Here is a 21,760-nt window from a genome sequence, read left to right on the forward strand (position 1 = left end):
CGCGTTACTTGCGGTCGCCATAGCCTTCCGGATGGCTCGAATGCCAAGCCCATGCGGAGGCGATGATCTTGTCGATGTTATCGAACTGTGGCTTCCAGCCGAGCACGTTGCGGGCCTTGTCGGAGGCAGCGATCAGCGTATCCGGGTCGCCGGGGCGACGCGGGGCCATCTCAGCGGGGATCTCCTTGCCGGTCACCCGGCGGGCGGCCTCAAGAATCTGCAGGTTCGAGAAGCCGGTGGACGAACCGAGGTTGAACGCCGTGGATTCGTTGCCTTCCCGCAGGTACTTGACCGCGAGGATGTGCGCGTCCGCAAGATCGTACGGATGCACGTAATCACGCACGTTGGTACCGTCAGGCGTGTTGTAATCATTGCCGAAGATCTTGAGCACGTCGCGCTTGCCCTGAGCCACCTGCAGCACGATCGGCAGCAGATGCGTCTCCGGGTTGTGGTCCTCGCCGATCGAGCCGTCCGGCTTGGCGCCGGCGACGTTGAAGTAACGCAGCGCGACGAACTTGATGCCGTATGCGAGGTCGGACCAGTGCATGATCTTCTCCATCATGAGCTTGCTCTCGCCATACGGGTTGATCGGCTTCTGCGGATCGGTCTCGCGGATCGGCATCTTCTCGGGGATGCCATAGGTGGCTGCGGTCGAGGAGAAGACGATATTCTTCACGCCTACTTCGTTCATCACCTCAAGCAGCTTGACCATGCCTGCGGTGTTGTTGTCGAAGTACTTGAGCGGCTTCTTCATCGATTCCGCGACCAGAGAGTACGCGGCAAAATGGATGACCGCGTCAACATCCGGATTTTCCTTGAACACGGTACGCATGAAATCCTGATCGGCGATGTCGCCCTGATAGAACTTCGCAGCCGGATTGACGGCTGCACGATGGCCAGTGACCAGGCTGTCAACGACCACGACCTTCTCATCCGTGGTGTTGACCAGACGGTCGACCATATGAGAGCCGATGTAGCCGGCTCCGCCGAGGACCAATACTGCCATAGTTGCTCCTTGCACATATTGTTCGCAACCCGCGTATGCGGGCAACCACAGACCAGTGTACGCCGCAAGCCCTACTCCGGGGCGGCGCACACGGCCGATGTTGCAATCCGGGCGGTATCGCACACGGGCGATGTCAACATCCCGGCAGCGTGCGACATGCAAGTCGCACAGCGGGCCGATAGGTGCCGGCTGCGGCGGTGTCATGAGCACATCACCGCCATCGTGCGACTGTTTCGTCGCACGGCAGGCAGATACCAGCCATCTCCCGCAGCGAGCCGTCCCCAACCCCGCCGCCGTGCGACCGGACAGTCACACCGCAGGCAGATACCGCAAGTTACCACGCGCCAACCGGGCCAATCACGACACCATGCAGCCGGACAGTCACACCGCAGACGGATACCGGCCGACATCAGCAGCACACCGCCACCAACCCCGCCGCCGAATACGCGACGACCCTGACGCCGCGATGTAGCCGGCGGTTGATATGTTGGTTACTAGCGAATCCCCCGTTTCCACGGTTTTGGAAGGAGCTTTGGCTTGTCAGCTGAACTCGAAGACATCCACGAAGAGTGCGGTATTTTCGGTGTCTGGGGTCACCCAGACGCCGCCCGTCTCACCTATTTCGGTCTGCACGCGTTGCAGCACCGCGGCCAGGAAGGCGCCGGCATCGTCTCGAACGACAACGGCCATCTAATCGGTCATCGCGGGCTCGGCCTGCTCACCCAGGTGTTCTCCGACGAGCATGAAATCGAACGGCTCAAAGGAGACAAGGCCATCGGCCACGTGCGTTACGCGACATCCGGCTCCGGATCGGTGGACAACATCCAGCCGTTCCTGTTCCGCTTCCACGATGGCGACGTCGCGCTCGGCCACAACGGCAACCTCACCAATTGTGTGAGCCTGCGCCGCAAACTGGAGGACGAAGGCGCGATCTTCCACTCCAATTCCGACACTGAGGTGCTGATGCACCTGATTCGTCGTTCGAACGCCCCCACGTTCATGGATAAGCTCAAGGAAGCGCTCAACAAGGTGCACGGTGGTTTCGCCTACCTGCTTATGACCGAGCACGCGATGATTGGCGCGCTCGACCCGAACGGCTTCCGTCCGCTGTCGCTGGGACGTATGAAGAACGGCGCGTATGTGCTGGCGTCCGAAACCTGCGCGCTGGATATTGTCGGCGCGGAGTTCGTGCGCGACATCGGTCCGGGCGAAATCATCGTCGTGGACGACGAGGGCTATCACATGGACCGCTACACGACCAACACTCAGCTGGCCATCTGCTCCATGGAGTACATCTACTTCGCGCGCCCGGATTCCAATATTTACGGCGTCAACGTGCATTCTGCCCGCAAACGTATGGGCGCGATCCTCGCCAAGGAATCCCCTGCCCCCGCCGACATGGTCATCGCCGTGCCGAACTCCTCGCTGTCCGCGGCATCCGGCTTCTCCGAGACCAGCGGCCTGCCCAACGAGATGGGCCTGATTAAGAACCAGTACGTGGCACGAACCTTCATCCAGCCTACGCAGGAACTGCGCGAACAGGGCGTTCGCATGAAGCTGTCCGCCGTACGCGGCGTCGTCAAGGGCAAGAGCGTCGCAGTGATTGACGATTCCATCGTCCGCGGCACCACCTCACGTCGCATCGTGCAGCTGCTGCGCGAAGCCGGCGCCCGCGAAGTGCATATGCGTATCTCCTCGCCGCCGCTGAAATACCCGTGCTTCTACGGCATCGACATCCAGACGACCAAGGAGCTGATCGCCGCGAAGAAATCCGTCGAGGAAATCCGCGAGTATATCGGCGCCGATTCGTTGGCATTCCTGTCGTTGGATGGTCTGGTCGAGGCCATTGGCCTGCATGCGGACGCCCCGTATGGCGGGTTGTGTGTCGCCTACTTCAACGGCGACTATCCGACCGCGCTCGACGATTACGAGGAGCCGTTCCTCAAGTCGCTGACCCCCGAGGACCGCGTGAGAATCGCCAAGTTCGCGCACGACAAGAGCCACTATCAGGGCAACGAGTTCAGCGCGGATATCGACACGCTCCAAGCGCAAGTGGCGAAAGCCTGACATGATGCCGCTGCAATCTTTCGCAGATGCAGCGGCATACTCATGCCCGCGCCGCCCGCGCCGACTGCACCACCCGCCCACACGCGGCGTGCAGTCCCAACCCAGCAAAGCCCATAAAGCCCATAAAGCCAATACCTCACAAAACAATCGATACGAATACAAGCAAATCCAAGAAAGGTAAGTCATGCCAGAAGCGTATGAGAAGGCAGGAGTCAGTGTCGAAGCCGGCTACGAGGTAGTCAAGCGCATCAAATCGCACGTGGCCCGCACGAACCGTCCCGGCGTGGTCGGCGGCATCGGCGGCTTCGGCGGCCTGTTTGATCTCGCCTCCCTCGGCTACCGCGAACCGGTGCTGATTTCCGGCACCGACGGCGTGGGCACCAAGCTCATGGTCGCCAAGATGGCGAACAAGCACGATAAGATCGGCATCGACTGCGTGGCCATGTGCGTCAACGACATCGCAGCCCAAGGCGCCGAACCGCTGTTCTTCCTCGACTACATCGCGTGCGGCAAGAACGACCCGGCGCTGCTCGAGCAGGTCGTCTCCGGTGTGGCCGACGGCTGCGTGCAGTCCGAATGCGCCCTCATCGGCGGCGAAACCGCCGAAATGCCCGGCATGTATGACCCGGACGAGTATGATCTCGCCGGTTTCGCCGTCGGTGTCGCCGAAAAGTCCGATATCGTCGACGGATCGACCATCACCGAAGGCGACACGCTGATCGGTCTGCCGTCCACCGGCGTGCACTCCAACGGTTTCTCGCTCGTGCGAAAGGCCCTGTTCGAGCAGGCCGGCTACACGGTGGACACCACGCTTGACGAGCTGGGCGGCAAAACCGTGGGCGAAGTGCTGCTCACCCCGACCAAGATCTACGTCAAGGCGCTCAAGCCGCTGTTCGCCGAGCATCTCATCAAGGGCGTCGCCCACATCACCGGCGGCGGGTTCATCGAGAATATCCCGCGCATGATCCCGGACGGCCTCGCGGCGAGCATCAATCTGGATTCCTTCCCCGTCCCGCCGATTTTCGACGTCATCGAACGTGCGGGCGGCGTGGATCATATGGAGATGTTCAATATCTTCAACATGGGCATCGGCATGGTGCTCGCCGTGGACTCCTCCAAGGCGCAGGCCACGCTCGACCTGCTCAAGGCCAACGGCGAGACGGCGTATGAAATCGGCTCCATCGTCGCCAAGACCGGCAACGACGTCGAACTTCACTGAAAAACAAGCGTCAGAACGAAAGGAACGCGCAAGATGGGAATGAAGGTTCTGGTCATCGGTTCAGGCGCACGCGAGCATGCAATCGCGCACGCGCTGCTGAGCGGGAACAGCGTGAGCGAAGTGACCGTCGCCCCGGGAAATCCGGGCATGCGGCTCGACGGCATCAACACCACGCAGCTTGACCCGTCCAATCACGCCGCCCTCATCGACTTCGTCAAGGACAATCAGGTCGATTGGGTGTTCGTCGGCCCTGAAGTGCCGTTGATCCAAGGCATTGTCGACGATTTCGAGGCGAACGGTATCAAGGCGTTCGGCCCGAACAAGGCGGCCGCCCAAATCGAAGGATCCAAGGATTTCGCCAAGCAGCTCATGGAGCGTCACGGCATCCCGACCGCGAAATACCGCACCTTTGATGAGCTCGCCACAGCCGAGGCGTATGTGCGCGACCATGGTGCCCCGATCGTGGTCAAGGCCGACGGGCTCGCCGCAGGCAAGGGCGTGACGGTCGCCATGGACCTGGACACCGCTCTCAAAGCGCTCGAGGATATTTTCGTCGACCACCGCTTCGGTGCCGCCGGTGCGAAGGTCGTTATCGAGGATTACCTGGAAGGCCAGGAATTCTCGCTGATGAGCTTCGTGAACGGCACCGAGTTCTGGCCGATGCCGATTTCGCAGGACCACAAGCGCGCCTTCGACGGCGACAAAGGGCCGAACACGGGCGGCATGGGCGCGTACAGCCCGGTGCCGCAAATCAGCCAGGACGTGGTCGACACGGCGATCGAGACGATTGTGCGCCCGACCGTGCAGGCGATGGCCGATGAGGGTACGCCGTTCACCGGTATTCTGTACGCCGGCCTGATTGCCACCGCAGACGGCCCGAAAGTCATCGAGTTCAACGCCCGCTTCGGCGACCCGGAGACGGAAGTTGTACTCCCCCGCCTGACCTCCGACTTCGGTGAAGGCATCAACGCGATCCTCAACAACGAGACCCCGACCTTCACTTGGGAGGATGACAACAAGACAACGCTCGGCGTGGTGCTCGCCTCGAACGGCTACCCGACCAACGTGGTCAAGGGCGCCGCGATTCCGGAAATTCCGGTCGACGAATCCAGCCACGTGTATTACGCGGGTGTCGCCACGGATGCCGACGGCAAGCTGGTCGCCAATTCCGGGCGCGTGCTGCTGCTGGAGACCACGGCGGACGACATCCGCTCCGCGCAGGACAAAATCTACGGCGTGCTCGACAAGCTCGACACGACCGGCATGTTCTACCGCCACGATATCGGCGCCAAGGCACTGAACGCGTGAACGGCTGAACGCGCAACCTGTCACGCGGACCATGGCGAAGGCCCTCGCATCGGAATGTTCCGGTGCGAGGGCCTTCATCGTAGTCTACGGATTACCTGCTGATCATCCGAGGGTCATGAAGCCGAGGGACTTGAGATATCCCTTGCCAGCGGTGATGTCGTACTGGATCAGCTTGTAGTCCTCCATGAGTTGCTTGGTCTCGCTGTCGAAATCGGATTCGGCCATCGGGTTGCCGTTCGAATCCAGGTAGATGTCCTGGCCTTCGGGGATGCGGTCCCAGCCTTGGATCTTGTTGGCCACCGGCGGTTCCATCGCCGCGATCTTCTCATGCATGAGCGTCAGGAACGCGATGTACGGCGACACCTTCGCATCCATGTGTTCCGCGGTCTGCGCGATGAAGAAGTTCGGCGAGGAATACTCGCTGTTGCTCACCTTGGTTCCTTGCGTGCCGGAAGCCTTGTTCGACCAGATAAAATAGTCGGTCTCATGCAGGACGACCGAGTTGTCGGTATCCTTGCTGGCGGTCTTGTAGATGCCAGGCAGGTGATCGCCGTAGAAGACCACGGTGACCGGCTTGTCCAGCTTGTCCAGCTTGTCGAGGAACTCCTTGGTCGCCTTGTCAGTCAGGCTCACACCCTTGGCGTAGGTTTCGATGGATTCGGTCTCCGTCTTGCCGAGTCTGCTGCCCGGGTCCGTCGACTTCACCTTGAACTGGTTGTTCGCATACCAGTTCTTGTACGGCATGTGGTTCTGCATGGTGATGATCTGCACGAACTGGTTGTCATCCGTGCCGGAAATCGCCTCATACGCGCTCTTGTAGGTCGATTCGTCGCTCACATACGGCGACTTGCCGATCTTGCTCTGATATTTGATGATGTCGGAGCCTTGGAGCGCGTAGAAATGCGAGAATCCGAACTTTTTGTAGTTCGTCGCGCGCGAATACATGGACGGCTCATACGGGTGGAAGGCGATGGAATTCGCCGCCGACCCCCACAGCTGGTTGATGGTCGGCGTCCACGTTTCACTCGGCACGAGCTGCTGGTACGGACTGGTCAGCGAGGAGCTGAAGTTCGCCATACTCAAACCGGTGAGCCCCATGTATTCAAGATTCGCCGTGCCGCCGCCGTAGCCACTGGACAGCATGAGCCCGCTGGTCGTGTCTTTCTTGATTGAGCGGATGTTCGGCATGGTGTCCTCGTTGAGTTTGATGCCGGGGACGCGTGAAGGATCGGCGAAGGATTCCGACAGGATGTATACGACAGTGCTGTCGGTGAGATTGTTCGAGCGGCTTGCGTTGATGGTCTTCGCCTCGGCGGCGTACCGTGCCGCGATCTTCTTCATGGTCGCTTCGTTGTAGTTCTTCGGTTCCTCCATGACATCAGGGTTCATTTGCCGCAGGAACGAGGTCACGACGCCGTTGCGCTGCGCATCATAGACCGAATCCCACATGGAGGGGATGTCACCGAGCCACGAGGAGAAGTTGCGCGCCCACGAGCCCACGGTACCGGCCTGGGCGGTATACATCCCCAGGAACATCACCGGAAGCACGATCAGCAGGATGCGCGTGACCGCCCCGAGAGAGGCGTTGCGCGCCGAGCCGCCGGACCGGATCATGCTGCCGTGACGCCCGTCGATATGGTTCAGGAACACGAACAGCGCGATGAACGCGACAATGCCGACAATGACGCCGACGATCAGGCCGGTCGACCCGGTGGGGATGAAGCTGACGATATCGCCGGTGTTGGATTGCAGGAAGTTCAGATCGGACGGCAAAATCGCCTCATAGCGTGATTCGACCTTGAAATGGTCTGCCACGGCGATTACCGAGGCGAGCGCGAGCACGATCGGCGATGCCACCCACAGCCGGTTGGTGAGCATGAGCAACACCAGATAGAACAGACCGACCAGGATGAGATTGAGCACGAACACGAAATTCAGCTGGGTGAACATCTTGCCGACGATGCTCCAAGCGCCCAGCAGCGGGCTCGACAATTGCACGCGCGTGCTGCTTTCCGTGACGCCCGTCTGCATGATGAGCACCGCGGCCATATCGACCACGATGAACACTACGGCGTACAGCCAGTTGGCGAAGGGCTTGCGTGGCTTGCCGTTCTTGTCCCGCGGGCCGCCATTGAGCAGGTCGTCATGGCTGGTGGTCGCGATCTTGAGTTCTTCGATCGGTGAAGCGTCCGACGTCGCGGCGGTGGTGTCCGCGTCGCTGCCCGTCATGCCGGTCGTGTCGTGTTGTGTTGTGCTTGTGGCGAAATCATGGTCATCGCTGGTACGAGTCATGTGGCCTTTCCTTATCCCGCCCCGAATACGCTGCGCGCATCGGGGTGCCGTCCGTATACAAACGACGGTCCCGTTGGACCAACCTACGATATTGTCCACGTCATAAGCGACAAAACGCGCGCTCTACCAGCATTCATGCAGGTTTCGATGAGCAGCCCAAGGGGTCGGGGTCGGGTCATCCTCACGAATGATTGAACTTAGCGTCAAGCGTTATTATCGTGGCGGTGTTCCAGCCAAACCAAACCCGGAAAGGAAGCGGTTGCAGTGAAATTCCTCACCAATATTCATCTGCTCAACGGCTGGTTTCCCCCTACCCTATTCGCACTGACGGCGTTGAGCGCATTGCTGACCGTCATTGCGCCCTCCACGCGGCGAGGGGATCCGCGATGGACAATCCCTGTGCTGCTGCGCGAACTGCTCATCGGTTTGATGGGATTCGGCGTGGGCGGACTGGTCGTGTGGCTGTTGTCCGACGTATTCCTCGTCTTCGGCGTGAGCTTGGGATGGATGGTGATGCTGACCATCGCCGTCGGTATCGGGTTGGCGGCGTTCGCCGTGTGCGCGGCTGTGGATTCCCGCGGATTGCGGCGCGTGGTCGCCTGCGTGATGGCGGTGCTGTCCCTCATCAGTTGCGCTGTGCGCGTAGACATGGTGTACGGCGAATACACCACACTCGGCTCGCTGTTCGGCGTGGCCGCGTTCAAAGAGGTGTCGCCCTCCCATATCAGCGGCAAGGCGTCGATGAGCATCAAGGAATGGCAGCAGCTCGCCAAGCGCGGCACGTTGCCGTCGATGCCTGAGACCGGCGAGATCAGGACCGTCGATATTCCGGCGACCGCCTCGCATTTCAAAGCTCGCAACGCCGACGTGTATCTGCCGCCCGCCGCGCTGAGCCGCAAACCGCCTGCACTGCCGGTGATGGTGATGCTTGCCGGCCAGCCGGGAAGCCCCGACCGCTTCTTCAATGCAAGCGGTATCGCGACGACGCTCAACGACTACGCGGCGAAGCATCATGGACTGGCACCGATCGTCGTTTCCCCCGATCAGAACGGCGCCGCGACGCAGAACTCCCTGTGCGCGGACACCCCGGTGTATGGCAAGGCCGAAACCTACCTGACCGTGGATGTGACCAAGTGGATCCGCAGGACCTTGCCGGTTTCGACATCCCCGAACGACTGGCTGATCGGCGGGTTCTCGCAGGGCGGAACATGCAGCACCCAGCTCGGGCCGGCGCATCCGGAACTCTACGGGCATATCTACGCAGCGGACGGTGAGCTCGCCCCGACCGACCACGACCGGAAGACCACCATCACACGGTATTTCAACGGTGACGCGAAGCTGTACCAGCAGCATGTGCCAACCGAAATCATCAAGCGCAACGCCCCGTCGACGCAAACCCTGTTCAGCATCGCCGGCGAATGGGACACGAAATCGCAGCACAATGCAGCGATTATCGCCAAAGCCGCCAAACAGGCCGGCATGACCGTCCATCTGGCGACCGCGAAAGGATCCGGACACGATTGGCATACGGTGAACACCGGGCTTGCCGCGGTCATCGACCGGTTCTGCGCGCAGAGTGGGATCGGCACGGATCGGCGCGAGCTGAGCTCGTATCCGAATCTTGAGATGCTCACGGTGGACGGCTGAGCGCGGCGACGGACGCGGACGGAGCCGGACGCAAACGGGCACAAACGGACGCAAACGGACTCCCGTGAATCAGCTACGCGAATCACGGGAGTCCGCGCCGCATCAGCATTTCCCGACAATTCAATCGAACACAACAATATCGAACCCGACAATATCGAACACAAACCAATAACAAAACAACCAACACATCAAACACAACCAACACGAGCGACGACTATGACTCAGATACAGCAATCACCACAGAAGACACCGCGGCAGGCATCCAAGCCGGCACCGCATCGAACCGGCTGGAACGCCCTCAACATCGATATGCACGACTGGTGGGCGAAACACTGGGCGGGCCCGGTGGCGGCCATCGTGCTTGTCGTGCTCAATATCTCGGTGTGGATCTGGCAGTTGGCACACCACGTCATCCGCCGCCCACAAGACATGACCATGCTGCGCATGTTCCACCACACGGCTGAGCCAGGGCAGAACGGCACGTTCGCCCACTTCCTCAAGCTGCTGTGGTCTCTGGTGCTCGTACGGGGGCCGTTCGCCCTGGTGCTGTATGCGATTGCGGTTCTCGTCATCGTTTCGGCGGCGCAAGCGGTGCTCGGCGTCGCCCGCACGCTGGCCACTTCGCTGCTGGGCGCAATCGCCGGATCGGCTCTGGGACTCGGATTATGCGCCATCATCACGAATCTGTGGGACGCCGGATCATGGCATGCCGTGCAACGCCTGCCGTTCTCGCTGTCCCCTCTCACCCTGTTCATTGGTGCGCTGATGGCGGCCAGTGCGTTCGAATCACTGCTGTGGAAGCGGCGCATCCGCCTGATTGGCTACGCCTTCGTGCTTGCGGGGCTGCTGTTCAGCGGCAATCCGGGCGATTACTGCACGCTCGCCGCCGCATTGGTCGGACAGGCCGCGGGAACACTGATGGCCCACCGTCGCGGTCAGCCCGAACAGCCTCTGGAACACGAGCAGTGGTGGCACGGCACGGATTATGAAGTGCGACGCTTAATCGCCGCCATCCAGCTGATCTTCGCATTCGGCCCAATCCTCGCGCTCGTGTCCAATTCCCATGACGGCCCGCTGTCCACCTTCGGCTTCTTCCTGTCCGGCCTTGTCGGCGACGAAGAACTGGCCGACGTATGCGCCGACAACATGCGCGCGAACAGCTGCGTGGCGATGGCGAAGCATTATCATTTCGCGATGACCGGCGTGTGGACCCGGACCATCCTGTTGGTGGTCGCCTTGTCCATCCTCGCGTGGGGCCTATATCGCGGACGCAAGCTCGCCGCGCGCGTGAGCATTGTGCTCAACGGCTTGACCGTAGTCCTCTCGCTTATCTATTGCGTGGTGTTCCCGCTGCTTGACAGCGCTATCATGCCGATCGATGCCGAACTGTGGATTGCCCTGCTGCAGCTGTTGGTCGCCACCGCGCTGCCGTCTGTGGTGCTGGTCGTGGCCATCTCCGCGAATATGGACCATTTTTCGGTACTGACCGCGCGTTCGCGTATCCGCAGGGGCGTCGGGGCCATCGCAGTGACGCTGCTTGCCACCGCCGGCGGGTTCCTCACCTTCGGCATGCTCAACCGCGACGCGTACACCCCGCACGCCACCTTCGGCATGCTGCTGCGTGACTTGCCGCATCGCTACCTGCCGATGGGCCTGATCGGGTCAAGCCGGCTGCACATGCATTCGACCACAGTGGCATCGATGGTTATCAATCAGCTGCCCGGACTGGTGTTCTGGATCGTGGTGCTCGTGGTGTTCCTGCTGTGGTTCCGTGACGCCGTTTCGCTGAACGCCGCGGACCGCGAGCGCGCCAGCAAGCTGGTGGAACGTGGCGGCGAGTCGATGAGCTTCATGACCACGTGGGAAGACAACCACTACTGGTTCTCCCCGAGCGGCCGGTCGGCAATCGCTTACCGGGTGAGCCATGGCGTCGCCCTTACTGTGACCGGTCCGTTCGGCGACCCCGGTGAATTCGACACATCGCTGCGCGAGTTCATGCGCTTCTGCGAGCGCAACTCGTGGTCGCCGGCCTTCTACGCAGTACACGACAACTCCCGTGAGACCTTGGAATCATTGGGTTGCTCGTCCATCCAAGTGGGTACGGAGATGCTGGTCATCCCCAGCACCTGGCAGACTCGCGGCAAGAAGTGGCAGGATATCCGCACGGCCATCAACAAGGCGCGTCGCAGTGGTATGACCGATGTGCTGACCACATTCAACGAAGCACCGTGGGATGTGCGCGAGCAGATCATCGAGATTTCCGAGCAGTGGGCGGAACTCAAGTCGCTGCCTGAGATGAAGTTCACACTCGGCGGCATCGAGGAGCTGCGCGACCCTCGTGTCATGCTGCTGTATGCGATCGACGCCGATGGCGTGGTGCAGGGCGCGACCAGCTGGCTGCCGACCTACCGCGACGGCAAAGTGATTGGCTGGACGCTTGATTTCATGCGGCATCGCACGGACAGCCCGAACGGGATCATGGAGTTCCTCATCGCGCGTATGGCCGAACGCCTGCATGAGCAGTGCGCCGAGGAACCCGACAACGTCCCGCAGTTCATGAGCCTGTCCGCTGCACCGCTCGCTGGTATCGGCGACAATACCGCCGACCCGGAGGATGTCGCGGTCATCGAGCACGCGCTGCAGATCGTGGCCGATACGCTCGAGCCCGCGTACGGATTCAAGTCGTTGTACTTCTTCAAGCGCAAGTTCCAGCCGACGCCTTCGCCGATCTATATCTGTTATCCGGATGCGGCCGCGCTGCCGCGCATCGGACTCGCCGTGCTGTCCGCGTATTTGCCGGGACTCAAGCCCTCGCAGATCCCGGATATGCTCAAGTCGCTGCGGCCCGCCCCGAAAGCCAAGGGACATGGGCACCAGTGAGATTTGGAATTTCCGCTTCTGCCGACGCTGAGGTCCCCGTCAGCGTCGGCAGAAGATATCGTTCTGTTTCTGCCGACACTGAATGGCTTGTCAGCATCGGTAGAATCTTCTGCCGATGTTGGGGCGCTTGTGAGCGTCGTCACAACCTTCTGCCGACACTCAGTGGCTTGTCAGCGTCGGTAGAAGGTTTGAGATCTGCTTCCACCGAAGCCGGAAGAGCGGTCGACGGACTAACGCCGGCGGTATCTGGCTGTCGTGCGATTGATTAATCACACTCAATGGAGATTCGCGAGGTTTGGCTGTCCCCGCACGACGCTATCTGCATGATGTGCGACTGCCCAATCGCATGCCGCACAGATACGAGGGGATTGGATAGTCCCAGTCACCGCCATCCCGCCGCCGTGCGACTCACCAATCACACCACGGCGAGATACCGCCGACTCCCCCGCAATCGGCACGGCTATCCCGTCGGCATGCGACAGCCCAATCGCACCCACAGCAAGATGGACAACATTGATTTGGCATCACATGATACGAGTGTTGATGCATCCGATTTGCAACGTGCAAGTACGACATCTGTCGAAAGCATTACCGATTTGAATCGGTTCAGATTCCGGATTCCTTGACATGCCGGAAGTTGACATCGACTCTCCAGAGACACGCCGTTCCATGAAATTCCTCTACAAGTACATTTGCATTTACTTTGTGTTCACATGACACTCACATACCGATTTCTCAGGTTTCCCTCAGCGTGTTATCCTGTGAATTTAGCTACACCGATGCACATACAGTCACAGGGGTTCAGTGACTGTCATGGTGATTCCCGCTTCCGCGGCATCATCCCCTCGAACAACAACAATCTAATGTTTTCGGAGGTATTCATCATGAAAGCAACAATTATCAAGACAATCTCAACATCAGCCACTCTTGCTATTGCTTCGGCAGCACTTGTTGCCATGCCGGCAACGGCGCAAGCAGGAACGTTGAAGCTCTGGGCGAATGACCATTACACCGGCAGTTCGGTTACCTTCAATCATTGCAACGTTGATTTTTCAGACAACATCTATGATTCCGGAACACAAAACATCGAATCCTGGGTGACAATCTGAAACAACACCGTATTCCGCGGCGACGAACGAATCGCAACCCTGTACAAGGGCAGGCCAGTTCCTATCTTCGACAAGACCGATGCCGCAGACCACGCAACTTGCTTTGGCTGATACGGATTCCGACAATTACGCATCATGAAGTGCAGCGCTCAAGCTGCTCGAGCGCTGCACTTCAACGTATGATACAAGGAGACATGATGAGAAGGGTTGTACGTAGCGTTGTGGCAGTAGCCGCAGTATTGGCAATGATGAGCTGCGCCGGGTGCGGATCGAAGAAAGAATCCCAGGACGCCGATGTCCCTGAGAATGTCTCCGAAGCGACAGTGAGTGTCGTGATCCCCCACCCCGAGCCCTACACCGCATCAGACATTCTTTCCGTGCAATGCATGCGCGAACGGGGGTTCAACATGCCCACAAATCTGTCGTATACCAGCAGTGCAGCAACGACATCCTATGCCGACGTCGGCGGAGTGTTCACCTCACTCGACCAGGCGACAGCGACCGGGTACCCGCAGGTAACAGTCAAAACCAACAGTACGAACACTATCAACGGATACCAGGCCTCGCTCTCGAAATCAGAGCAGGAGCGATTCGAACAGGAATACAACGGTTCAATAGACGACACCGATGCCCAGAAGGAAATCAGCACCGCATGCTCCGTCCAGGCTTTGCGGTGGGTCTACGGATCGTGGAAAAACTACGCAAACCTCGCCGATATCGGCAATGAGTGGAGTTCCAAACGCAGCGAGTCAACACTGCAACAGAAGGAAGTCCAAGACGCTATCGACACATACACCCAGTGCATGGCCAAAGCGGGATACAAGGTCGACGGGCTACGCGCCTATAAAATCGCTGGAAAAGAATTCGGAAGATACCGGTCTATTGGCAGCAAACCCAATGCGAAGGAACAAGCGCTTGCGACACAGGACTTCCGATGCCAGGATGAAGCCGGAATCATCCCTGCAGTACGCAAGGCCATGAATCATGTCTCCGGCCGCTGGATGGTGGAAAACGAAGCGCGCATCCTTGAGCTCAACGATGTCCTGCAGGAAACGATGGAACGCGCCAACAGCGTCATCAACGGCGACAAAGACTATGCGACCGTGAAAGCGGAAACCAATGGCACATTCCGCGTGACCGGCAAATAGCCGACCAACAATACCGGAAACACCACAAGCAATCAGACAATCCGAACGGCACCACAGCCCAGACCACGCGAGCGCGACCATCATGACCACATCGAGTGACATACCACAAGACCAGATCGCAACCACCACTCACAAGCGCAAGAACAAAGCACTACCGGGATTTGCCACGATACTCCTGGCGGTGCTGCTCGTCGCGGCGCTGATTGCCGGAACGTCAGTACTCACGCTCGGCGTGTACACCATGCGTCAACAGCAGCAGACATCGCCGGAAATCGTCGCAACGACAACGATTTCCGGCGCGCCCGTAACCAATACGGTATCCGCTACACTCACCGCGGTCGCATCTCACACGCAGACGGTGACGGCGCAAGGAACCGTCACTCGCGACGGAGTCAAAGCCGATGGACAGGACCTGCCAGAAGGCACCGTGCTCGCCGTAATCGACGAGCACCCAATCGTCGCACTGCAAGGCAATGTCCCGGCATGGCGGAGCATCGCCCCAGGTTCTTCCGGCGCCGATGTCTCGCAATTGCAGGATGCGCTGCGCAGGCTGGGATACTCCATCTGGGATACGGCGGGAACATACGGGCAAAGCACCGCAGCCGCTTGGTATCATTTTCTTTCCGCCCATGGGTACCAGCCGACGGACGCCGAAGGCAACACCGTAGCGGGCGACGCCATCGCCAATACCGGTGTACCGAAGAACACCGTGGTCTTTGCACCGCTGTTTCCGCTTCGCGCGGCGAACCAATGCGGGAGCGCCGGGCAAACCGCCACCGGCACCATCTGCACAATCACTTCAAGCGAACGAACGTGGCAGCTTTCCATCGCCGCAGGCATACTGGAATCACCAAAAGACCCGATCGGCAAGCATGCCTTCAATCAGGATTCCTCGATTACGGGAACCGTCGGCGAGCAGATTGGCGATACCGCCAACATGAATGCCACTTCGACCACCGGTGACGGAACCGCAAGCGATGACGCGAATCAAAGCGGCGACACCAGTCAACAAAGCCCCACGCAAGACGATGCAGGCGACCAGGCATCGCAGACGCTGACGTACGGCTTCACCCTCGATGACGGCAAGAGCATTCCCGTAACAGCGACCAGCGCCGATATAACGGTCACCATCGCCACCAGCGCCAGGGATACGCTCAGCGTCGATGCCGTCGCCATCCGGGGAAGCGGCAAGAAGCTGTGGTTGGAAGCGAAAAACGGCACACACATCTCCATCACCACAGATTACTGCTACGCGGGCAGATGCTCGTTCACATCGAACGCGTCGAAAGCCAAAGCCGGGACGGTCGTAACGCTGCCGAAGCAGGATGGCGCAGCATGAACGCAGACAACGGCATCATGAATATCGGCGCAGACACCGGTGCAGGAGACAATATTGGCAGCGACACGAGCACGCCCCGGCAAGCCGCACCACTCATCGCCATGACCGGCATCAACCAATGGTTCCCACCCAACACCCAGGCGTTGGACAATGTCACGTTGAGCATCAGCGCAGGCCAATCCGTGGCGATCACCGGGCCGTCAGGCTCGGGAAAGTCGACATTGCTCGCCATCATGGGACTTCTCGCGACCCCGGAATCGGGATCCTACCTTTTCGACGGCGTTGAAACGACCACGGCAAGCAAGCGGCAGCTGGCCGCATTGCGGCGAAACAGCATCGGCTACGTCTTCCAGTCCTTCCACCTGATCGAATACCTGACGGTTCGGGAGAATATCCTCAATGCGTTGGCAATCAAGTCGGTTCGCGGCAGACAGGCCGCAAGCCGGGCACGGGAATTGCTTGACCAGGTCGGGCTCGGCCATAGGATCGACGATTACCCCACCACGCTGTCGGGCGGCGAATGTCAGCGCGCCGCCATCGCCAGGGCAATCGCTGTGCATCCCAAGCTGTTGCTGTGCGACGAGCCGACCGGCAATCTTGATTCGAAGAACTCAGCGGGGATCGTCACACTGCTGACACAACTGCTGACACCGCAATCAGCGCTTGTCATCGTCACCCATGATCCGCATATCGCGCAACAATGCCACCGGCAGATCACCATCATCGACGGACATGCCAAGGAAGGCGGATATTACGACAATGACGGCAGGAACGACAACGTTGTCGCCGACGCCGATATCAACCCCGATACCGATGACATTGCCAGCTTCGATTCCGACTTCCACGCCCGAGACAAGGAGAAGCCATGACACCGACAAACGTCATCACCCGTGCGCTCCTCGCCCTGGGCAGGCGTCGCGAACGCTCCATTGCCACCATTCTGGCGATTGTCGTCTGTTCCGCCACCCTCGTCGCATTGCTCGGCATTTCGGAAAGCTCCGCAGCGCAAACCGCGCGACGCTTCGAAAAGCTCCAAGGATCCAGCATCACCGCAACCATCAACAGCGCCAATGCTTGGGAATACAGCGAACAGGACATGCTCCACCGGCTCAAGCCAGCAACGGCGATCACCAGCGCGGGCACACTCATCAACGATGCCGCAAGCCAGCTGACCGTAAAATCACCGCAATGGCATACCACCGTCACCACTTCGGCCGTGATAGGCACGCCGCAAGGTGTGGAAGCAATCGGCGGGAAAAGTATCGCCGGACGTTTGCCTACGGATATCGACGCCGATGTCTTCACCGCCGCGCTCGGCAAAAGGGTCGCCAAAGAGCTGGGTATCAGCATGGAACAACGCACACCGACCATCACCATCAACGGCGTATCCGTAGGCGTGACTGGCATCGTCGCCGACAAGTCGAACGGGGCGAGCCTGTCCGCATCCATATTCCTGTCGCCACGCACGGCAAAACAGCTGGGACTACGCCCACAGAACCGGACCATCATCTGCAACGCCGCTTCCGCGGATATCACCGCGGTCGCTGCAGTGCTCCCCCGGATGCTCAACCCGTCCAATCCGCAAAGCGTAACGGTCAAAGCCCCCGGCAACCCTGCCACTTTGCGGGCTAGCTTACTAGCCGACGCGCACAACACCAGCACCATCATCGCCGCGGTACTGGCGGTGGTTACCGCGTTCGGCATCGTCAACACCATGCAAATGGCAGTCACCGAAAGACGACGGGAAATCGGCATCAATCTGGCGCTCGGTATGCCGGCGTGGAAAGAATCGATGCAGTTCCTGTGTGAGGCAATCATCCTTGGCGGAATCGGCGCGTCCGGCGGCATGCTGATCGGAGCGGTGATTGCAGCAGTGACAGCCGCCGCGCGGTCGTGGGTGTTTCTGCTGCCTTCAACCGTTCTGCTTGTCGCCCCGCTCGGCATAGTGACCGGGGCGATCGCCGGGATCATTCCCGCGTGGAGGGCAGCGAGAATCGACCCGGCGATGCTGCTGCGGTCGTCGTGAACAGGTGCGATGGGTGTGGCCTCGTGAACGAAGCCGGGAAATCGCCTGTTTTGGGTGTCTGATGCCGGCTCAGGCCTTCCCGGCTGTTGCGAACGATGCGACCAGCGCGGTCATCCAATCGGTCAGCGTGCTGTATTGCTTGGGCATCTGCTCGGTGAGCTTGACCTGGTGCACTCCGCCGTGCTGTGCAGATGCAATCAGCTGCTTGATGGTGGCGTTGGATTCCTGCGTGTTGACCACCAGCAACGCCACCGAACCTGCCTGGAGCTGCTTGCTGAATGTGGCGACATCGCCGGAGGCGGGTTCGCTTTCATTGGCGACCGCCTGCGCGTATCCGGCCGGCGTGGCATCTGTCAATCCCAGGTCGTCCGCCAGATAGGCGGCCACGGACTCGGTGGCTGCATACTTCTTGCCGTCGAGCCGACGCTTGGTTTCGGCGATGGACGCTTCCAACGTGTTCTCCTTGTTTTGCCACGCGTCAAGCCGCTTGCTGTACTCCTTGGCGTGGGCGGCGTCACGCTGCTCGTAGGCCGCGGCGATTGCTTTGGCCGTCGCGGTGCGAACGGCTGCGGAGAACCATATGTGCGGGTTGTCGCCGTCGTGTTTGCCGCCGCTTTCGGCCGCGTTCACGACCTGCGCTTTCGTGGATGCTGCGGCTTTGGTTGCCCAGCTGTCGTATCCTGCGCCGTTGACGATGATGACGTCGGCCTTGGAGAAGGCTGCGATGTCGGCGCTGGTCGGCTCGTAATCGTGTGCTTCGACCGCGGTGCTGTTGATGATGCTGGTCACCTTGACGCGGGAGCCGCCGATCTGACTGGCGACTGAACCCCACTGGTTGATGCTGGCGACCACGTGAAGCGAACCTGACGTATTGGACGCGGTCGTGTTCGCTGACCCACACGCCCCCATCGCGGCAATCAATCCCGCCGCTGCGATACATACCGTCGCCCGTGCAATACGTCGATACTTCCTGATTCCCGTCATATCTGCTCCTGATGCTCTCTTGGTGATGCGATGCGACGGATTGCCGCATCATCTGACGACACCAGATTATCGTTAATGATAATTATTATCAATTACAGCGTGTCGAAACCCTGTCTGCCTACGCTGACAACCCCCGCAGCGTAGGCACAACCTTCCACCGACACTGACACGGCGGTGAGCGTCGGCAGAAACAGAACCACAACCCTCTACCGACACTCACTCGGCGCTCAGCGTCGGCGGAAACAGAATCGCGACCCTCTACCGACACTGACAGGCACCTCAACGTCGGCAGAAACAGACCGCCGACACTGACAACATGCTCAGCGTCGGCGGAAAATGGAGGACGGGGCCTACCGGCGTTCGGCGGCGGAGTCGCTGACCGACTGCGTGGCACGCTTATGCTGGCAGTCAGAGCACAGACCGAAAATCTCCAAGGTATGCGAATTGATTTTGAAACCGTGGGAACGGGCGATCTGGCGCATCCACTCCATATCCGGCGGCTCGATTTCGATGGTTTTCCCGCAGCCGCTGCAGATCAAATGATGATGATGCGAATCGTCGTCGCAGATACGGAACATCTGCTGCCCATCCAGTCGCACGGTGTCCACCACCCCGGATTCGGCAAGCGAATTGAGCTGCCGATACACCGTGGCAAGCCCGACGGACGCCCCAGAATCGGTGAGCCGCCGGTGCAGTTCCTGCGCCGAGACGAAGCCCTCGCACGCACGCAACTGCTGCAACAGCGCATCCTTCTGCCGCGTGTGCCGTGCGACGCCATGCTCAGCCATATCCATGCCCTCTACTGTAACGAACCATCAACAACCATGCCAGCCCCTCGCGAAACCCGGCCACGCCGGCGGCCAGTCAACGAAACGACGGACTTGCACCGCGATAGTACAACCACCCCACGCCCCTGGCAAGCCCGGTACGCCGACGGCCGGCATATCGTCTCCAGTATGCCGGCCGTCAGACAGTGCTTGATACACAATCACGCGCAATCAGCGTACATCAGCCCGATTCAGCGCAAATCGTCCCAGCATCCGGTCGCCTCAAGCGCCTCGAACGCCGCCTGGGTGTCATCGCACAACACGGTGATATGCCCCATCTTGCGGTCGTGCCGCACTTCGGCCTTGCCGTAATCATGCAGATGCCATTCGGGGTGCTCGGGAATGAGCGCGCGTGTCGGCGCCACATGCTGGCCGAGCACATTGACCATAACAGCCGGGCTGAGCAGCCGCGGCTTGGGCAGCGGCCAGCCGGCGATTCCGCGGATATGCTCGTTGAACTGGCTCGAGGAGCACGCCTCGATGGTGTAATGCCCGGAATTATGCGGCCGCGGCGCCAGCTCATTGACGATCACATGGTCGTCCTTGGTGACGAACAGCTCGATCGCGAGAATACCGGAGAGTTCAAAGCCCTTTGCCAGCCTGATGGCAAGCTCATGCGCCTCGCGTTCCACCTCCGGCGAGACGGCCGCCGGGGCGATCGTCATATGCAGGATGTTGTTGCGATGTTCGTTGCGCACCATCGGGAAGGTCACGTAATCATGCCCATTGCCGGCAACCAGGATCGAGGCCTCGAACGCGAAATCGACGAACCCTTCCAGAATCGACGGCGGGAACATGCCCTCACGCTGCGCCCGCTCCCGGACCGCGGTGAAATCATCCGGCCCGTGCAGCACGGTCTGGCCGTGGCCGTCATAGCCGCCGGTACGGGTTTTGAGCACCGACGGATAGCCGATCTCGCCGAGCGCGGCCTCAAGCTGTTCGATGCTGTCGACCTGTCGCCACGGGGCGGTCGCCGTGCCATGCTCGTTGATGAAGGTCTTCTCATGAACGCGGTCCTGGGTTACACGCAACAGATCAGTGCCCTGCGGGATGGCCACCAGGTCACGCACGTCATCGAGCGCATCCGCGTCGACGTTCTCGAACTCGTAGGTGAGCACGTCACTGCGTTCGGCAAGCTCGCGAATCGCGGCGACATCGTCGTATTCGGCGGTCACTTGGAAATCGGCCACCTGCGCGGTCGGGCAGTTCGGCGTCGGGTCGAGCACGCCGATACGGAAGCCCATCTGGCGTGCGGACAGGGCCATCATGCGGCCCAGCTGGCCGCCGCCGACGATGCCGATTGTCGAACCCGGTTCCAGATACTTGATACGGCCGTTGGTTTCCTCAGACAAGCTCGGCATTGGACTGTGCCACCTTCTCCTTGAGGCTCTCACGGTACGCCTTGAGTTCGTCGGCAAGCCGCCCGTCGGTGATGCTCAGGATGCTCACCGCCAGCAGACCCGCGTTCGTGGCGCCGGAATTGCCGACCGCCGTGGTGGCGACCGGGATGCCACCGGGCATCTGCACGATGGACAGCAGGGAATCCCAGCCAGACAGTGCATGCGAGCGCACCGGCACGCCGATGACCGGCAACGTGGTCTGCGCGGCGACCATACCAGGCAGATGAGCTGCCCCGCCGGCGCCGGCGATAATGACCTTGATACCCTTGTCACGCGCGGAATGCGCGAAATCCGCCATGAGCTCAGGCGTACGGTGGGCAGAAATCACCTGCTTCATGTACGGCACCTTGAACTGGTCAAGCATTTCACAGGCGTGCTTCATGGTCTCCCAATCGCTCGCCGAACCCATAATCACAGCAACTTGCGGCGTTTCTTCAGCCATTCCTACCTCCAGATCGGACAGAGTGGACGCATGGAACCACTCTACGCAACGGCTTCGAAAAACAGC

General features: G+C 60.3%; 16 protein-coding genes. 10 read left to right on the forward strand and 6 right to left on the reverse strand.

Annotated features, from left to right (window positions below; genetic code table 11):
• Positions 1 to 4 precede the first annotated feature (4 nt).
• On the reverse strand, positions 5 to 1,006 hold the full coding sequence (galE, locus tag ACI38B_RS05080) for a UDP-glucose 4-epimerase GalE (protein ID WP_015450724.1): 1,002 nt from the start codon (positions 1,004 to 1,006) through the stop codon (positions 5 to 7).
• A gap of 537 nt (positions 1,007 to 1,543) precedes the next feature.
• Between galE and purF the strand changes: the two genes are divergently transcribed.
• The 3 genes from purF to purD all read left to right on the forward strand — a co-directional run bounded on the left by purF (position 1,544) and on the right by purD (position 5,600).
• Entirely contained in the window at positions 1,544 to 3,073 is a 1,530-nt protein-coding gene (gene purF, locus ACI38B_RS05085; protein ID WP_439729805.1) for an amidophosphoribosyltransferase, read from the forward strand.
• Between the two features lie 184 nt (positions 3,074 to 3,257).
• Complete coding sequence (gene purM / locus ACI38B_RS05090) at positions 3,258 to 4,292, forward strand: phosphoribosylformylglycinamidine cyclo-ligase (protein ID WP_439729806.1); 1,035 nt, start codon at positions 3,258 to 3,260, stop codon at positions 4,290 to 4,292.
• 33 nt (positions 4,293 to 4,325) lie between these two features.
• Positions 4,326 to 5,600: a phosphoribosylamine--glycine ligase gene (purD, locus tag ACI38B_RS05095; protein ID WP_439729807.1), complete on the forward strand. Its 1,275-nt coding sequence runs from the start codon at positions 4,326 to 4,328 to the stop codon at positions 5,598 to 5,600.
• A 102-nt stretch (positions 5,601 to 5,702) separates the two neighbouring features.
• On the opposite strand, the gene ACI38B_RS05100 is transcribed toward purD, so the two are convergent.
• Positions 5,703 to 7,829, reverse strand: coding sequence for an LTA synthase family protein (locus ACI38B_RS05100; protein WP_439729821.1), 2,127 nt, complete (start codon positions 7,827 to 7,829; stop codon positions 5,703 to 5,705).
• Between the two features lie 327 nt (positions 7,830 to 8,156).
• Here ACI38B_RS05100 and ACI38B_RS05105 point away from each other — a divergent pair, with 327 nt between their 5' ends.
• From ACI38B_RS05105 to ACI38B_RS05135, 7 genes are all read left to right on the forward strand, one after another.
• Complete coding sequence (locus ACI38B_RS05105; RefSeq protein WP_439729808.1) at positions 8,157 to 9,539, forward strand: alpha/beta hydrolase-fold protein; 1,383 nt, start codon at positions 8,157 to 8,159, stop codon at positions 9,537 to 9,539.
• Between the two features lie 216 nt (positions 9,540 to 9,755).
• On the forward strand, positions 9,756 to 12,419 hold the full coding sequence (locus ACI38B_RS05110) for a bifunctional lysylphosphatidylglycerol flippase/synthetase MprF (protein WP_439729809.1): 2,664 nt from the start codon (positions 9,756 to 9,758) through the stop codon (positions 12,417 to 12,419).
• Positions 12,420 to 13,303: 884 nt separating this feature from the next.
• Positions 13,304 to 13,528 carry a hypothetical protein gene (locus ACI38B_RS05115; protein WP_439729810.1) on the forward strand — a complete coding sequence of 75 codons (225 nt, stop codon included), beginning with the start codon at positions 13,304 to 13,306 and terminating at the stop codon, positions 13,526 to 13,528.
• 194 nt (positions 13,529 to 13,722) lie between these two features.
• Positions 13,723 to 14,676 (forward strand): hypothetical protein, encoded by a 954-nt coding sequence (locus ACI38B_RS05120; RefSeq protein ID WP_152570363.1) that lies wholly within the window; start codon positions 13,723 to 13,725, stop codon positions 14,674 to 14,676.
• 82 nt (positions 14,677 to 14,758) lie between these two features.
• Positions 14,759 to 16,015, forward strand: coding sequence for a peptidoglycan-binding domain-containing protein (locus tag ACI38B_RS05125; RefSeq protein WP_439729811.1), 1,257 nt, complete (start codon positions 14,759 to 14,761; stop codon positions 16,013 to 16,015).
• On the forward strand, positions 16,012 to 16,884 hold the full coding sequence (locus tag ACI38B_RS05130; protein WP_052364587.1) for an ABC transporter ATP-binding protein: 873 nt from the start codon (positions 16,012 to 16,014) through the stop codon (positions 16,882 to 16,884). Before ACI38B_RS05125 ends, ACI38B_RS05130 begins: the two co-directional genes overlap by 4 nt.
• Positions 16,881 to 18,041, forward strand: a complete 1,161-nt coding sequence (locus ACI38B_RS05135) for an ABC transporter permease (protein WP_033491927.1) — start codon at positions 16,881 to 16,883, stop codon at positions 18,039 to 18,041. The genes ACI38B_RS05130 and ACI38B_RS05135 overlap by 4 nt, the downstream gene beginning before the upstream one ends.
• Before the next feature lie 69 nt (positions 18,042 to 18,110).
• Here the strand turns inward: ACI38B_RS05135 and ACI38B_RS05140 are convergent, their stop codons facing one another.
• The 4 genes from ACI38B_RS05140 to purE all read right to left on the reverse strand — a co-directional run bounded on the left by ACI38B_RS05140 (position 18,111) and on the right by purE (position 21,694).
• Positions 18,111 to 19,025 carry a metal ABC transporter solute-binding protein, Zn/Mn family gene (locus ACI38B_RS05140; protein ID WP_439729812.1) on the reverse strand — a complete coding sequence of 305 codons (915 nt, stop codon included), beginning with the start codon at positions 19,023 to 19,025 and terminating at the stop codon, positions 18,111 to 18,113.
• 350 nt (positions 19,026 to 19,375) lie between these two features.
• A complete protein-coding gene (locus ACI38B_RS05145) occupies positions 19,376 to 19,813 on the reverse strand; it encodes a Fur family transcriptional regulator (RefSeq protein ID WP_412170631.1) in 438 nt (145 codons plus the stop codon).
• A 230-nt stretch (positions 19,814 to 20,043) separates the two neighbouring features.
• Positions 20,044 to 21,213, reverse strand: a complete 1,170-nt coding sequence (purK, locus tag ACI38B_RS05150) for a 5-(carboxyamino)imidazole ribonucleotide synthase (RefSeq protein WP_439729813.1) — start codon at positions 21,211 to 21,213, stop codon at positions 20,044 to 20,046.
• Positions 21,197 to 21,694, reverse strand: a complete 498-nt coding sequence (purE, locus tag ACI38B_RS05155; RefSeq protein ID WP_026502227.1) for a 5-(carboxyamino)imidazole ribonucleotide mutase — start codon at positions 21,692 to 21,694, stop codon at positions 21,197 to 21,199. Before purE ends, purK begins: the two co-directional genes overlap by 17 nt.
• Positions 21,695 to 21,760 lie beyond the last annotated feature (66 nt).

The organism is Bifidobacterium sp. (genome assembly GCF_051876855.1).
Classification (GTDB): Bacteria; Actinomycetota; Actinomycetes; order Actinomycetales; family Bifidobacteriaceae; genus Bifidobacterium.

What these genes read in the sequence shown, in the direction of transcription:
- galE (WP_015450724.1), bottom strand. Translation starts at nt 1,006, where the DNA reads ATGGCAGTATTGGTCCTCGGCGGAGCCGGCTACATCGGCTCTCATATG.
- purM (WP_439729806.1), top strand. Translation starts at nt 3,258, where the DNA reads ATGCCAGAAGCGTATGAGAAGGCAGGAGTCAGTGTCGAAGCCGGCTAC.
- purD (WP_439729807.1), top strand. Translation starts at nt 4,326, where the DNA reads ATGGGAATGAAGGTTCTGGTCATCGGTTCAGGCGCACGCGAGCATGCA.
- ACI38B_RS05100 (WP_439729821.1), bottom strand. Translation starts at nt 7,829, where the DNA reads ATGACGGGCAGCGACGCGGACACCACCGCCGCGACGTCGGACGCTTCA.
- ACI38B_RS05110 (WP_439729809.1), top strand. Translation starts at nt 9,756, where the DNA reads ATGACTCAGATACAGCAATCACCACAGAAGACACCGCGGCAGGCATCC.
- ACI38B_RS05115 (WP_439729810.1), top strand. Translation starts at nt 13,304, where the DNA reads ATGAAAGCAACAATTATCAAGACAATCTCAACATCAGCCACTCTTGCT.
- ACI38B_RS05120 (WP_152570363.1), top strand. Translation starts at nt 13,723, where the DNA reads ATGATGAGAAGGGTTGTACGTAGCGTTGTGGCAGTAGCCGCAGTATTG.
- ACI38B_RS05125 (WP_439729811.1), top strand. Translation starts at nt 14,759, where the DNA reads ATGACCACATCGAGTGACATACCACAAGACCAGATCGCAACCACCACT.
- ACI38B_RS05130 (WP_052364587.1), top strand. Translation starts at nt 16,012, where the DNA reads ATGAACGCAGACAACGGCATCATGAATATCGGCGCAGACACCGGTGCA.
- ACI38B_RS05135 (WP_033491927.1), top strand. Translation starts at nt 16,881, where the DNA reads ATGACACCGACAAACGTCATCACCCGTGCGCTCCTCGCCCTGGGCAGG.
- ACI38B_RS05140 (WP_439729812.1), bottom strand. Translation starts at nt 19,025, where the DNA reads ATGACGGGAATCAGGAAGTATCGACGTATTGCACGGGCGACGGTATGT.
- ACI38B_RS05145 (WP_412170631.1), bottom strand. Translation starts at nt 19,813, where the DNA reads ATGGCTGAGCATGGCGTCGCACGGCACACGCGGCAGAAGGATGCGCTG.
- purK (WP_439729813.1), bottom strand. Translation starts at nt 21,213, where the DNA reads ATGCCGAGCTTGTCTGAGGAAACCAACGGCCGTATCAAGTATCTGGAA.
- purE (WP_026502227.1), bottom strand. Translation starts at nt 21,694, where the DNA reads ATGGCTGAAGAAACGCCGCAAGTTGCTGTGATTATGGGTTCGGCGAGC.